Annotated in this window: 10 protein-coding genes; all 10 read right to left on the bottom strand. The window is 35.0% G+C overall.

Translation table 11 applies throughout. The annotated features are described in order from the left end of the window. A partial coding sequence (locus H600_RS22535) for an Ig-like domain-containing protein (RefSeq protein ID WP_157509895.1) occupies positions 1-4,025 on the bottom strand: 4,025 nt, incomplete at its 3' end. 996 nt (positions 4,026-5,021) lie between these two features. After that, complete coding sequence (gene queG / locus H600_RS0109605; protein ID WP_035108543.1) at positions 5,022-5,948, bottom strand: tRNA epoxyqueuosine(34) reductase QueG; 927 nt, start codon at positions 5,946-5,948, stop codon at positions 5,022-5,024. Further along, positions 5,945-7,291, bottom strand: coding sequence for a cytochrome P450 (locus tag H600_RS0109610; protein WP_026728585.1), 1,347 nt, complete (start codon positions 7,289-7,291; stop codon positions 5,945-5,947). The genes queG and H600_RS0109610 overlap by 4 nt, the downstream gene beginning before the upstream one ends. 9 nt (positions 7,292-7,300) lie before the next feature. Then, positions 7,301-8,326, bottom strand: a complete 1,026-nt coding sequence (ruvB, locus tag H600_RS0109615; RefSeq protein ID WP_026728586.1) for a Holliday junction branch migration DNA helicase RuvB — start codon at positions 8,324-8,326, stop codon at positions 7,301-7,303. A 107-nt stretch (positions 8,327-8,433) separates the two neighbouring features. Beyond that, positions 8,434-10,236: a cytochrome c oxidase subunit I gene (locus H600_RS0109620; RefSeq protein WP_026728587.1), complete on the bottom strand. Its 1,803-nt coding sequence runs from the start codon at positions 10,234-10,236 to the stop codon at positions 8,434-8,436. Between the two features lie 32 nt (positions 10,237-10,268). After that, complete coding sequence (locus tag H600_RS0109625) at positions 10,269-11,459, bottom strand: cytochrome c oxidase subunit II (protein WP_026728588.1); 1,191 nt, start codon at positions 11,457-11,459, stop codon at positions 10,269-10,271. 19 nt (positions 11,460-11,478) lie between these two features. Then, on the bottom strand, positions 11,479-12,873 hold the full coding sequence (locus tag H600_RS0109630) for a hypothetical protein (RefSeq protein WP_026728589.1): 1,395 nt from the start codon (positions 12,871-12,873) through the stop codon (positions 11,479-11,481). A 27-nt stretch (positions 12,874-12,900) separates the two neighbouring features. After that, entirely contained in the window at positions 12,901-13,446 is a 546-nt protein-coding gene (locus tag H600_RS0109635; protein ID WP_026728590.1) for a c-type cytochrome, read from the bottom strand. A gap of 8 nt (positions 13,447-13,454) precedes the next feature. Then, positions 13,455-13,979, bottom strand: a complete 525-nt coding sequence (locus H600_RS0109640; protein ID WP_026728591.1) for a DUF3341 domain-containing protein — start codon at positions 13,977-13,979, stop codon at positions 13,455-13,457. Beyond that, on the bottom strand, positions 13,972-15,375 hold the full coding sequence (gene nrfD / locus H600_RS0109645) for an NrfD/PsrC family molybdoenzyme membrane anchor subunit (protein ID WP_026728592.1): 1,404 nt from the start codon (positions 15,373-15,375) through the stop codon (positions 13,972-13,974). Before nrfD ends, H600_RS0109640 begins: the two co-directional genes overlap by 8 nt.

Below are 15,375 nucleotides of genomic sequence, written 5' to 3' on the forward strand. Positions count from 1 at the left end.
TCTCCTGAGCAGATCGTTGCATTCGTTACCACATCAGCCTGTTTTGGAGTAACCGTCACATTTACAGCAGTTCTCGCGCTCTCGCATCCACTCGTTGTCTGGCTTACATAATAAGTTCCTACAGACAATGTTTCTGTGCCTGCATATGCTGTGCTAGCTGAATTGGAACTATACCATTTGATTCCTGTTCCTGAAGGTGATAGATCACCAACTGTTTTTGCATCAACTGAACAGAATGTCTGGTCTGAAGCTGTCGGAGCTGAAGGAATAGTATTTACAGTCACATTCAACGCTGTTGAAGATGCACTATAGCAACCAGAAGCATTTGAAACCTGAACACTGTAGCTTCCTGAATTTGAAACTGTAATTGATTGGGTAGTTGCCCCATTAGACCATAAATATCCTATTCCGCTGGTTGAAGTTAAAACTACGCTTCCACCTGTACAAAATATTGTTGAACCTCCAGCATTAATTGACGGTGTAACTGGTGTCGGATTTACTGTAACCGAAACCAACGTCCTTGTACTTTCACAATTATTAACTGTTTGACTTACGTAATAATTATTTGAAGATAAAATCTCATTTCCCGTATATTGTGTTCCTCCTGTACTTGCAGTATACCATTTTAAATTTGTACCTGAAGTAACAGTTAAATCACTTACTTTTTTACCATCTGCAGAACAGAATGTCAGAGATGATGCAGTTGGTGAAGATGTACTATTTACTGTAACTACAACCAAAGTTCTTGAACTTTCACAACCATTTACTGTTTGCGAAACATAATAATTGTTTGACGATAAAGTCTCATTTCCTGCATATTGTGTCCCACCTGTGCTCGCATTATACCATTTTAAACCTGTTCCAGTTGCACTTAAATCGCTTACTTTTTTAGCATCTGGTAAACAAAATGATTGTGCTGAAGCTATCGGTGCCGCTGTATTATTTACCGTAACTGTGACCGTAGTCCTTGTACTCTCTCCACAACTATTAGATTGGCTTACATAATAATTTCCTGATGAAAGCATTTCCGATCCAGTATAAAGTGTTCCGCCAGTTAATTGATTATACCATTTTAAATTTGTTCCAACAGCTATTAAATCATTTACTGTTTTCGAATCTGTTCCACAAAAAGTCTGAGATGACGCTGTTGGTGCAGATGGAACATTGTTTATTGTTACCGCAACCAATGTTCTTGCACTTTCTGGACAACTGCCAGCTGTTTGAGTTACATAATAATTTCTTGTAACTAAGGTTTCAGTTCCTACATATTGCGTTCCTCCTGTTGACTGATTATACCATTTCAAATTGGTACCAGAAACTACTAAATCACTTATTTTTTTATTTTCAACAAAACAAAATGTTTGTGCCGAAGCAACTGGCGCAGATGAGTTGCTTACTGTTACTTGCACTGCAGTTCTAGAACTTTCGCATCCATTTGTTCCAGTTTGGCTAACATAATAAGTTCCTGCTGCCAATGTAGCAGTTGCTGCATATTGTGTTCCATTTGTTAAAGCGTTGTACCATTTTAAATTTGTTCCTGTCGCTACCAAATCACTTATTTTTTTATTTTCAGAAGCACAAAATGATTGAGGGGTAGGTGCTGTTGGTACGGCTGGTTTCAAGGTAACAACAACTGAATCAGAAACTTCACTTATACATCCAGAACTATTTACCCTTCTAACTGAGTAGGTTCCATCCGTAGTTACAGTAATATCTTTAGTAGTTTCTCCAGTAGACCATAACCAACTTCCAGAGTTACCTGATGATCTCAAAATAACAGATGTAGAAGAACAAGCTGTTGCTGAGCCACTTTGGAAGCTGATTGAAGGTTTGCCTGATGGCTGAACGACATTAACTGAAACTGATTTTATAGCTGTGCATCCTTCTGCCGAAACTGCTTTTATATAATACGTTCCACTTGCGACAGAAGTTGGAGTAACCACTGCCGATGTAGCGGCTGAATTTGTCCAGTATGAAAAAGTTAAATTATTACTGCTTCCCGCTGTAACCGAAGCTGCTGTCAAATCGCCAGAAACACAAGCAGTAAAAGCATTAGTCACGAGGGTAACCACAGGTTTTGGATTTACTGCAGCACTAGCCGAATTATTTGCAGTGTTTGAATCTATTGAAGCAGGCAATGTTGCCGTATTAGTATAATTTCCAGATGATTTTACTGTTGCATTAATTTTTAATGTTACAGATGTTTGTGCATCTACGTCACCAATACTCCACGTACCAGTTGATGAATCGTAAACTCCAACAGAAGGTGATGAACTTACATAAGTATAACCTGATGGAAGTAAATCATTAACAGAAACTCCCGAAACATTGTTTCCTCCTAGGTTACTAACTCTTACAGTAAATTCAACATTTGATCCAATACATGGCGTTGCATTATCAACTGTTTTAGTAATTCCTAAATCGGTACACAAAATAACGTTAACTGGCTTTGATTGCGTTTGAGCCCCACAAGCCAAAGTAGAGGACACTGTATAGTTCCCCGTTTTTGTAGCCGTATAAGTTGATGAGTTTGCGCCACTTATTGCTGTTCCGTTAAAATACCATTGATAGGGATCAAAAGTGGGTGGAGTCGTAAGTTCTGCTGTATTGTTGGTGCAACCTCCACCTGCAATATAAGTTAAAGTTGGTTCATCTGGCTGAGCTGCAAAATTTGAGAAAAAACCCGCCATCGAGAATCCGCCTCCTTGCTGTACAATTGATACGGTCATTTTACTCTCACTTGAAATCGACAGAACATTTGGACTTCCAATTTGTGTATCTTCAAAATTTATAATATACCAACCAGTGCTTCCTAATTGGTGTCTTGCAGCAACACCGTTTCTAGTTTCAATATTGGTTCCATTAACCATTACGGCATCATCTTTACTTCTCAAAAGTATGTATCCAAAGTAGGGTAATGTACCCGTGCCATAATTTCTAAATTTTGCCGTTTCTATGAAATTAGATCCACCACACTCCGACACTGGAGCAATAGTCGAAATATCAACTTCACAAGATTGAGCAGTTCCTGAATATACTACAACTCTCTTATCTGCAGCAACACGTGATGCTGAAAATGGCGTATCTAAAGAACCATTATTGAAAGTATGAAAACTTCCTGCGGTTGCTAATGTGACATTTGTCGTTCCTACCACAACACCAGTAGTAGAATATGTATTGATTACTAAGTGTGTATCATCTTTTGTTGCAACAACTGTGGTTTGTTCCGCTTTATTATTTCCTTTTCCTCTTTCGATGAAGTATTCTGTTCCCAAAACTGATTCTGGTGGAATTTGATTATAAGCGCTGTCTCCACAACCATCAGGCATATCAATCGCTGCCGCTGTATTCATAACAGCCGGACTAGAAGATTCTACTAAAGTTCCAATTGCCGCCTTAAACAAATAACTTTGACCAGCGTTTAAAGTAGTTGTAACAACATTATTGATTTTTACACTCGTATTATCAGCAGTAGCCATAATACTGTAAATAGGGCGCTGGTCTCCAAACGTACTAAAACTTCCTAAACTTCCATCTCTATAATAACCTACTCTAAAACGAACCCCGAGCCCAGCATCGCCAAAACTAGTCAAGGCTGCATTACCCTTCAAATACGCATCATTATTATCTCCTGAATTATCATCAGAAGCAACATTTCGCATATTTACCGATGTAGGCCCTGTACTTTCGACTATTAATCCGGCACCAGTAAGTACCGTATTCAAGGCATTCATTGGTAGATCTCTTGCGAGAAGTTGAAATCTATAAACCGCAGGCGTTCCTTTTACGGCTGTTAAAGTGGTCTCTAAAACACCATTGCTCTTAGACAACGTAATTGTTACAGGAGTTTCTGACTTTGTTGCAATTACAATTTCGTTCGATTTACTAAAATACTGCCAAGGTGCTGGTGCTATATAATGTTTCGTGTAGAACTGAGCAGAAGCACTGGAGCTCGCCAATAATAAAAATGCAATAAAAAATTTTAGCCTAGAAAATCTAGACTGACAAAAAGTAGAGTTACGCATACGCAATTGAGATTTGAGAAGTGCAAATATTGTCAACTGAAAAATCTTCAATGGTTTTCAGCAGATGAGACAGATACGAAAAAAAGGAGAGATTGGATTTTGAATAATAAACAAAATCTTTGATCAGATTTTTATCAAAATCAGAATACATTTGAACCTTTGTAGGCTCAAGAAATAAAAATTGATTCATAGGTTTTTGGTAGTTTTGGTGTCGCGAAAGTATATAAACACCTAATAACTAGCCACTTTAGTCGACAAACTACCTATAAAAACGTTGAACAACACTTTTATTCGGTTAAATTTAGATCAATAAGTCCAAAAAAATAAGTAATTGACAACAAAATAGATGAATTTTCTTAAATAACTACCAATAATTCACAAATATCAATCATTTAAAACAAAAACATCAAAATATCTTACAAAACAAACAGTATTTAATGATGCAAATTTCTTTTAACATTTGTTTGCTGTTTATTCCTCTAATCACGTATCCATATTTTTTATTTAATTTTTTTTCAACTAGAAAAATTTCCCTGTTCTATTTTTCTGATCAAGAGAAATGCTATTCCTTCTTAGCGTTAGACAAGTACAAAGAAAAACAAAACAAACAACTGATTACAAATACGTTAACTCATGAAATAAAAACACATAATTGATCTATGATTTTTAAATAAAGCTTCAATTTATATTTTTCCATAGAAAATTAAGGCAATCTTATATCCCTTTATATAAAAGAAAACTTTGTATTAAATTAATGTTAATCGCTGCGAAATAATTAATTCAAAAAATATGCTATGAAACAAATCATGAGATAATGTGTCATTTGTCGATGACAATTATCGACAAAGTGCTTAAGGTGTATTTTATTTCTTACAACACTAAAAAGACACACGTAGTGAATTAAAAAATAGACTCTTACAAAAAATGTGTCTTTCTAAAAAGAAAATTTTTCGAATTATACATTAGCAAAAAGCCTCAAAATTTTGTCTAATATTTTTATTTCAAAAAGGAGATATTTCGTTTTAGCCCCTCAAATTTGGTTCTTTTAATTGGGGAATTTTTAAAAACGACACGGAAAGTTTCCTCTGTAATTTCAGTCCACTCTTTTTTCGAGAAAGAAAGCAAGTCAGGATTAGGATTAAATAACGGTTCTGAATGAGGTTTTGAAAATCGATTCCACGGACAAACATCTTGGCAGGTATCACAGCCAAACATCCATTCATCAAATTTCCCCTTCATCTCATTTGGTAGATTTTCTTTTAATTCAATCGTATAATATGATATACATTTGCTCCCATCAACAACATATGGCGCTAGAATTGCCTGCGTGGGACAAGCATCAATACATGCCGTACAAGATCCACAATGATCGGTCACTTTGTGATCGTATTCTAAATCGAGATCTAAAATCAATTCGGCAATAAAATAAAAAGAGCCCACTTTTTGTGTTATTAAGTTGCTGTTTTTTCCAATCCAGCCCAGGCCACTTTTTGCTGCCCAAGCTTTGTCTAAAACTGGAGCAGAGTCTACAAAAGCGCGACCTGCAACTTCTCCAATATTTTCTTCAATAGAATGAATTAACTCTTTTAGTTTTTCTTTTATAACAAAATGATAATCCTGTCCATAGGCGTATTTTGAGATTTTAAAACTATCTTCATTTTGCGATTCCGACGGAAAATAGTTTAAAAGAAGTGAAATTACACTTTTTGCGTCATCAACAAGCAAGGTAGGATCGAGACGTTTATCAAAATGGTTTTCCATATAGGCCATTTTACCGTTATGGTTATTGTTTAACCATTTTTCTAAACGAGGAGCTTCTTCTTCCAAAAATCCAGCTTTTGAAATTCCACACGAAAGAAAACCAAGCCTTTTGGCTTCGTCTTTTATAAATTTTGAATATGTTTCTTTCGAATTAATGCTCATCTTTTAGAAAATGAAACTTCTACATTCACAGGCTTTAAAGTCACTAACGGATTAAATTCGACTTTATCGGTATTTGATTTTACAATATAGCGTTTTACAATCTGCGAAATAGCTAAGCACATTTCGTAAATAGCAAATCCTGCTCCAATACACATTCTTGGCCCCGCTCCAAAAGGATAAAAATACTGCATTGATTGCTTCTTCTGCTCTCCCAAAAATCGTTCAGGAATAAACGCATCTGGATTTTCCCAATACTTCGGATTTCGGTGCAATTCATAAAACGAAACCCCAATCAAAGTTCCCTTTTTTATTTTATATGAACCTACTATATCATCTTCAACATTTTGTCTATCTGTTATCCACGCCGGAGAATATAATCGCATCGACTCATTCAAAACGGCATTTAAATATACCATCTTTTGAAGTTGCTCAATAATATTATCAGTTTGTGATTCAATTTCAGCAATCTCATCAAAAACCTTTTGTTGCACCTCTGGATATCTTCCTAAAAAATGAAGTGTAAAGGTTAAGGCATTAGCAGTTGTTTCGTGTCCAGCTATAAATAATACTTTTATCTCGTCAATCAATTGTTCCATAGACATACTCTCTCCGTTATCTTCATAACGAGTTTCCATTAGCATATTAAGCAAATCATTAAAATCATCATTTGAAGAATTCCTTTCCTCGATAATTTCCTGTATAATTCGATTGTTCTCTTGCGCTAATTTTAAATGCGTTTTGACTTGACCACTTAAAGAAAACCACAAAGCTTTATGGGGAAGCCTAATCTCTTTGACTAAAAACTTTTGAACTTCTTCGATAATAAATTTTATTCTATGCAGTTTTTCTTCAGAAATGGAAAACTCAAATAATGATTTTGCTACAAAATTAAATGCGAGTTGGCTCATAGCCGGAAAGGCATTGACAACTTCATTTTCTTTCAAATTAATGATTTCAGCACTAATTGCCTTATTCATATTTTCTACAAGCATGTTCATTTTCTGTTTATGAAATGCAGGCTGAATAAGTCTTCTTTGTTTCAACCAAAAATCACCATCACTAGTTAAAAGCCCTTTTCCTAAATACTTAGAAAGATAAAATGACTGGAACTTTGACTTATGATAATTCTTCTGATTTTTAACTAAAATGTACTGCACAATCTCATTATCACGAGACAAAATCAAATGCTTAGAAAAACCAATCTTCAAAGAAAATGAATCGCCTAACTTATCAAAATATCTTTTATGAAACGGTATAGGATTTTTTCGAACTCCTTCCGAATCTAAAAAGAATCTAAATATTGATAATTGATTAGGATAATTATATTTTTTGCCAACAGACATAAAAAGAAATTAAAATAAACCTCCTTGGATATTATTTGTATTTATTTTTCCAAGATGCTTATATGCTTTATCAGTCACTTCTCTACCTCTAGGTGTACGCATGATAAATCCTTCTTGAATTAAAAAAGGCTCATAGACTTCCTCAATAGTTTCACTACTTTCAGAAACTGCTGTTGCCAAAGTTGAAAGTCCAACCGGACCTCCTTTAAATTTATTGATAATAGTCAGTAAGATTTTATTATCCATTTCATCTAGTCCATGCGCATCTACATTTAATGCTTTTAAAGCATAACGTGAAATTTCTAAATCAATTCTTCCGTTTCCTTTTATCTGAGCAAAATCACGAACACGCCTTAATAATGCATTTGCAATACGAGGTGTTCCTCGACTGCGCCCAGCAATTTCAATTGCAGCTTCAAGATCGATTGGCATTTTTAAAATAGATGCACTGCGTTCAACAATCGTTGTCAAAAGTTCTGTAGTATAATATTGCAAACGGGATGAAATCCCGAAACGTGCTCTCATCGGAGCAGTTAATAATCCTGAACGAGTTGTTGCACCTATCAATGTAAATGGATTCAAATTAATCTGAACTGTTCTAGCATTCGGACCAGATTCTATCATAATATCGATTTTGAAATCCTCCATTGCAGAATATAAATATTCCTCAACAACAGGACTCAATCTATGAATCTCATCAATGAATAAAACATCCCTTTCGTCTAAATTAGTCAATAATCCAGCTAAATCACCAGGCTTGTCTAATACAGGTCCAGAGGTTATTTTAATTCCCACTTGAAGTTCGTTAGCCAAGATATTTGCCAGAGTAGTTTTACCAAGCCCCGGAGGACCATGAAAAAGAGCATGGTCAAGTGCTTCACCACGCTGATTTGCTGCCGCAACAAAAACTTTTAAGTTTTCCAAAACCTGATCTTGCCCAGCAAAATCATCAAATGACAACGGACGCAATCTTTTTTCAAGATCTAATTCTTCTGAGTTATATCCTTTAGTAGTAGGATCTAGATTTTCATTCATCCTACAAAGATAGAGAAAGTAATCAGTTTGTAAAACAGCAAAATTGAACGTTTAAAATTTTAACTAACAAAAAAAGACTATCATTTCTGATAGTCTTTTAATTATTTTTAGTGGTGTAAAACTTCTTCACCTTCCTTCATTGGTACATTTTGAGGAACAAAATCTACATCGTGATTTGGGTTACTATAGTCATACGGCCAACGATATACATGAGGAATTTCACCTGGCCAGTTACCGTGGATATGCTCAACTGGAGTAGTCCACTCTAAAGTTGTAGATTTCCATGGATTCTGAACTGCTTTCTTACCGTAGAAAATACTGCTAAAGAAATTGTATAAGAATACTAATTGGAATGCACCTCCTACAAGAGCAAATGTTGTAATTAAAACATTCACATTTTGTAAATCATCAAATAATGGGAAGTTTGTGTTTGTATAATAACGTCTTGGTAAACCAGCTAATCCAATAAAGTGCATTGGGAAGAAAACTCCATAAGCACAAACTGCAGTTACCCAGAAGTGAATATAACCTAAGTTTTTGTTCAACATTCTTCCGTACATTTTAGGGAACCAGTGGTAAATACCAGCAAACATTCCGTAAAGAGCAGAGATACCCATTACTAAGTGAAAGTGAGCAATTACGAAGTAAGTATCATGAACGTTGATATCCAAAGTACTATCTCCTAAAATGATTCCAGTTAAACCTCCAGTGATGAAAGTAGAAACCATTCCAATAGAGAATAACATTGCAGGGTTAAATTGTAAGTTACCTTTCCATAAAGTAGTAATCCAGTTAAATGCTTTTACAGCAGATGGAATTGCAATCAATAAAGTTGTAAAAGTAAATACAGATCCTAAGAAAGGATTCATACCAGAGATAAACATGTGGTGACCCCAAACAATAGTTGATAAAAATGCAATTGCAAGAACTGACATAATCATCGCTCTGTAACCAAAGATTGGTTTACGAGAGTTTGTAGCCATAATTTCAGATACAAGACCCATTGCAGGCAAGATTACGATGTAAACCTCAGGGTGTCCTAAGAACCAGAATAAGTGCTCAAACAATACCGGAGAACCTCCTTGGTAATGTAAAACCTCTCCAGCGATATAAATATCAGATAAGAAGAATGAAGTACCAAAACTTCTATCGAAAATCAACAATAAAGCTGCAGATAATAATACTGGAAACGAAATAACACCAATAATAGCTGTTACGAAAAATGTCCAGATTGTAAGAGGAAGTCTAGTCATAGACATTCCTTTAGTTCTTAAGTTAATAACAGTTACAATGTAATTTAATGATCCCATTAAAGAAGATGCAATAAAGATAGCCATTGAAACCAACCATAAAGTCATACCTGTTCCAGAACCTGGAATTGCCTGTGGCAATGCACTTAATGGAGGATAAATTGTCCAACCTGCAGATGCTGGTCCAGCTTCAACAAATAAAGAACATAACATTACTACCGCAGATAAAAAGAACAACCAGTATGAAATCATATTCATAAATCCAGAAGCCATATCTCGTGCCCCAATCTGAAGTGGAATAAGTAAGTTACTAAAAGTACCACTTAAACCAGCTGTCAATACGAAAAATACCATAATGGTACCGTGAATCGTAACTAAAGCTAGATAAATATCATTTGCCATTACACCATCAGGTGCAAATTTATCTCCTAATAGAACATTAAAGATTTTGAAAGACTCTTCTGGCCAAGCCAATTGCATTCTGAAAAGCAAAGACATTACGATACCAATAATCCCCATAATAATACCTGTAATCAAGTATTGTTTAGCAATCATTTTGTGATCAATACTAAAAATATACTTAGTAATGAACGTGTCTTTATGATGATGTTCGTGCTCGTGATCGTGTCCGTGATCGTGACCGTGCGCTTCTGCTGACATATATGTGTACTTTAAATTTTCTTAATAATATATTATTTCATCGCAACTTTAGCTACCACCGCTTTAACAGTATCAATAACTGCTTTTACAGTATCTTGAACTTTTGCAGTAGTATCAGTAGTTGGAGCAGCTCCTTCAGCTGGTTTCTCAGCCGCTTTCGCAGCTTCGATATCTTGAGCTAAAGTAGTTTTTTCACTTAACCATTTTTTATACTCTTCAGGAGTATCAACAACAACTTTCATTTGCATATTGTAGTGAGAAGCTCCACAGATTTTATTACATAATAATAAGTAATCAAATGTATAAGGATCTAAAGCCGTTCCACCTTTAGCAACTAACTCAGCACTTTTTTCAGCTCTAAGTTTATTGATATGTGCAACTTTTTCAACCATAAATGGTAACTCTCTGTACTCAGCCGTTGTATAAGTTGGAATAAATGCAAACTCTGTAACCATACCAGGAACACAGTTCATTTGCGCTCTAAAATGAGGCATATAAGCTGAGTGCAATACATCTTGAGAACGCATTTTAAAATGCACTTTTTTTCCTTTTGGAATATGTAATTCTGTTACAACAATATCATCTTGAGCATTTGGATCAGACATATCAACACCTAAAGTATTAACTCCTTCAATCAAACGAACATTTGCTTTTCCTAAAACATTATCTTTTCCTGCATATCTAGCAGTCCATTTAAATTGTTGAGCGTATAATTCAATTTCAACTACATCTTCATCTTTGTCAACAAACATAATGTTGTTCCAAGCATATAATCCATAAAGAATTAAACAAGCTAAAACCACAGAAGGTATAATACTCCAAATAGCTTCTAATTTATTGCTATCAGCAAAAAATAATGCCTTTCTGTCTTTGTGTCCTCTATTTTTAAAAGAAAACCAATACAATAAACCTTGAGTTATAACTTGAACTATAAAAATTAAAACCCAAGTAATATTCATTAAGTTGTCTACTAAAAGTCCATGCTCAGAAGCAGGTGTATGAAGCGCTAAATTACCCCATTTTAGTAAACCATAAATCGTAAATATATAAATGAAAGCTAAAAAGCCGAACATAATATATCCTTGAATATTATTATCATTATCTGATGCAACCTGAGAATCGTCCGAAGAAGAACCAACCTGAGTAAGGTCAAATATCTTCGTCAATTGCCATAATGCAACTGCTAATAAAACTACAACTATAATTACCAACAAACTTGTCATCTGTTTACTTCTTTAAATATTAATAATGAAAATGTTTACTTTCTTCAATGAAAGGATTTCTTTTTGCCAACAAAGGAACTTTAGTTAATGCAGTAAATACAACAAAAATAAACAACCCTAAGAAGAAAAGAATAGATGCAATTTCAGGAACACCGATAAACCATTTGTCTCCAACTGTACCAGGCATAATCATATTAAAGAAATCAACATAGTGTCCTAATAAGATCACAATACCAGCCATAACAATTACCCAATTAAGACGTTTGAAATCTGTATTGATTAATATTAACAATGGGAACACAAAGTTCATAACAACCGCTCCAAAGAAAGGCAAGTTATATAATTGAATTCTTGTAACAAAATAAGTAACCTCTTCTGGAATGTTAGCATACCAGATCAACATAAATTGAGAGAACCATAAATAAGTCCAGAAAACACTAATACCAAACATAAATTTAGCTAAATCGTGTATATGGCTTGTATTTACATACTCTAAATATCCTTTTGATTTTAAATATACTGTCACTAAAGCAATAGCAGTAATACCACTTACAAAGAAAGAAGCAAATACATACCATCCAAACAAAGTACTGAACCAGTGCGGATCAAATGACATAATCCAGTCCCAAGACATAATAGACTCAGAAACGATGAAGAATACAAGGAATCCAGCAGAAGCTTTGAAATTCTTTTTGTAGTAAAGATCATCATTCGCTTCATCTTGTGCTAAGCAGTTCTTTCTTGAAATATAACGGTAAATATTCCATCCTAATAAAAAGACAAAAGCTCTTGCGATCCAAAATGGGAAATTTAAATATCCTGATTTTCCCGCAATAATTGCGTCATAATTTGGACTCGTTGGATCAGTAACTCCTTCACCAAGCCATACAAAAATATGGTTGAAATGCAATCCGCATAAAACTAATATAATAAAGAAAATGATTGAACCAGCTGGTAGATAAGCAGTGATACCCTGCATAACTCTAAATAAAACTGGAGACCAACCTGCTTGGGCTACTTGTTGAATAGCATAAAATGCTAGAACTCCCATAGAAAGCAGTAAAAAGAAAATACAAGCAACATATAATGCAGACCATGGCTTATTTTGCAATTGGTGCAATACATGCGTTAAATGTTCAGTATGCTCATCTGTTGCTCCAACTTTTTCATGTTCTCCACCTTTGTGTGATTCATGTGAAGCTTCAGCAACTTCATGATGCGCAGCATCTTTATGAGAAGCTTCAGCAGCTTCTCCATGTGCAGCCCCATGCGAACCGTGAGCATCCGCAGCTAGTATTTTTTCAACTTCTTGAATATCTTTAGGTGCACTTAAAAAACCATACCCAATTCCTAATAGGCCAAGGACCATTAAGATGATAGAAAAAGTTTTTAATTTACTTGAAAATGTATACATATCTATTACGATCAGTTTGTTCAACAATTATAATTGGCTTTTTAGTTTTAGAACATAGTCAGCAACTAACCAACGTTCGTGGGCGCTTAATTGATTTGCGTGTGAACCCATTGCATTTAAACCATAAGTCTCAACGTGGAAAATACTTCCTTCAGTAATTACCCTGTCTTTATAACTAGGAACTCCAAGAAATTTTTCTCTTTCAACCAATTTACCTTTACCGTTACCAGTAGCACCATGACAACTGATACAATAAATTTCGAAAAGCTCTTTTCCTTTCCCAGAATTTCTATCTGCTTCAGTCAAAGGTGATTTCAAATTAGCTTTTGCCAATTCGTAACCTGCAGTCGAATTTTCATACTCATAAGGTTCAAAACCTCTATTAATAGTTCCTTCAACAGGAAGCTGACCTTCTTTTCCTCCCTTAAATACTTTTGCTTCTGCATAAGGCTCATAACCTACAGATTCGTACATATTTGGGAAATACTGATAGTTCGGTGCCGAATTATTGTGGCAAGATGAAACTAAAATAGTTATACCAACTAAAAGTGTTATTTTATATATCCTTTTCATAGCTACAATTAATTCTTTTCTATTACTTTAACTTCGACAGCACCAGTTCCTTCAAAGAAAGAAACCAATTCTGCTTCGTTATCATTTACTGCTACTTCCATTAAGAAGTGATCATCTGTTGTTCTTACATCAGGATTTTCAGCTTCTTTAAATGGCCATAATCTACTTCTCATATAAAAAGTGATTACCATTAAGTGCGCAGCAAAAAATACTGTCATCTCAAACATAATAGGCACAAAAGATGGCATATTTTGAATGAAACTAAAACTAGGCTTTCCACCAATATCTTGTGGCCAGTCATGAATCATGATATAACCCATCATTGTAGTGGCAACAGAAATACCAACACATCCGTATAAGAAAGAACAGATTGCTAATCTTGTTGGCGCTAAGCCCATGGCTTTATCCAATCCGTGAACAGGAAATGGAGTAAAAACCTCTTCAATATGATGGTGAGCAGCTCTAGTTTTCTTTACTGCATCCATCAAAATATCATCGTCATTATAAATGGCGTATATTACTTTATTACTCATGATGTGAATCTTTACTGTTTGCTCTTTCTCTAACGTAATTATCTCCTGTTCCTTTCAAAATTGTTTTTACCTCTGCCTGAGCAATTACAGGGAATGTTCTAGAGTACAATAAAAACAATACAAAGAAGAAACCAATTGTTCCAATGAAAATTCCAATATCAACAAATGTTGGTGAGAACATTGTCCAAGAAGATGGAAGGTAATCTCTATGTAAAGAAGTAACAATAATTACAAATCTTTCAAACCACATTCCGATGTTTACTACAATCGAAATAATGAATGAGAACATTATACTTGTTCTTAATTTTTTGAACCACATAAATTGTGGAGAGAACACGTTACAAGTCATCATCGACCAATATGCCCACCAGTAAGGTCCAGTAGCTCTGTTTAAGAATGCATATTGCTCATACTCTACACCTGAATACCAAGCTACGAATAACTCAGTGATGTAAGCAACACCTACAATCGAACCAGTAATCATGATAATGATATTCATTAATTCGATATGTTGTAATGTGATATACGCTTCAAGGTTAGAAACTTTTCTCATAACGATCAACAATGTGTTTACCATCGCAAATCCCGAGAATACCGCTCCAGCAACGAAGTAAGGAGGGAAAATTGTTGTATGCCATCCAGGAATTACAGAAGTAGCAAAGTCCATCGATACAATCGTATGTACAGAAAGTACAAGAGGAGTAGCTAAACCAGCTAATACTAATGATACTTCTTCAAAACGTTGCCAATCTTTTGCTCTACCACTCCATCCGAAACTTAAGATCGAATAAACTCTCTTGTTAAATGGAGTAATAGCTCTATCTCTAAGCATTGCAAAGTCAGGTAATAATCCAGTCCACCAGAATACTAATGATACTGAAAGATAAGTTGAAATTGCAAAAACGTCCCATAATAATGGTGAGTTAAAGTTTACCCATAAAGATCCAAATTGGTTTGGAATAGGTAAAACCCAGTATGCTAACCATGGACGCCCCATGTGAATAATTGGAAATAAACCTGCTTGAACTACCGAGAAGATAGTCATTGCTTCCGCAGAACGGTTAATAGCCATTCTCCAACGTTGACGGAAAAGTAATAGTACTGCAGAAATTAACGTTCCGGCGTGACCAATACCAACCCACCAAACGAAGTTCGTAATATCCCAAGCCCAACCAACTGTTTTATTTAATCCCCATGTTCCAATACCGGTAGATACGGTGTAAATTATACAACCTAATCCCCAAAGGAAGGCTGTTAATGCGATTGAAAATACAATCCACCATTGTTTATTTGCAGGTCCTTCAACAGGCGCTGCCACATCTACAGTTACATCGTGATAAGATTTATCACCAATAACTAAAGGTTTTCTAATGGGTGCTTCGTAGTGAGACGACAT

It is taken from the genome of Flavobacterium denitrificans DSM 15936 (assembly GCF_000425445.1).
Lineage (GTDB): Bacteria > Bacteroidota > Bacteroidia > Flavobacteriales > Flavobacteriaceae > Flavobacterium > Flavobacterium denitrificans.

What these genes read in the sequence shown, in the direction of transcription:
- queG (WP_035108543.1), bottom strand. Translation starts at nt 5,948, where the DNA reads ATGAGCATTAATTCGAAAGAAACATATTCAAAATTTATAAAAGACGAA.
- H600_RS0109610 (WP_026728585.1), bottom strand. Translation starts at nt 7,291, where the DNA reads ATGTCTGTTGGCAAAAAATATAATTATCCTAATCAATTATCAATATTT.
- ruvB (WP_026728586.1), bottom strand. Translation starts at nt 8,326, where the DNA reads ATGAATGAAAATCTAGATCCTACTACTAAAGGATATAACTCAGAAGAA.
- H600_RS0109620 (WP_026728587.1), bottom strand. Translation starts at nt 10,236, where the DNA reads ATGTCAGCAGAAGCGCACGGTCACGATCACGGACACGATCACGAGCAC.
- H600_RS0109625 (WP_026728588.1), bottom strand. Translation starts at nt 11,459, where the DNA reads ATGACAAGTTTGTTGGTAATTATAGTTGTAGTTTTATTAGCAGTTGCA.
- H600_RS0109630 (WP_026728589.1), bottom strand. Translation starts at nt 12,873, where the DNA reads ATGTATACATTTTCAAGTAAATTAAAAACTTTTTCTATCATCTTAATG.
- H600_RS0109635 (WP_026728590.1), bottom strand. Translation starts at nt 13,446, where the DNA reads ATGAAAAGGATATATAAAATAACACTTTTAGTTGGTATAACTATTTTA.
- H600_RS0109640 (WP_026728591.1), bottom strand. Translation starts at nt 13,979, where the DNA reads ATGAGTAATAAAGTAATATACGCCATTTATAATGACGATGATATTTTG.
- nrfD (WP_026728592.1), bottom strand. Translation starts at nt 15,375, where the DNA reads ATGTCGTCTCACTACGAAGCACCCATTAGAAAACCTTTAGTTATTGGT.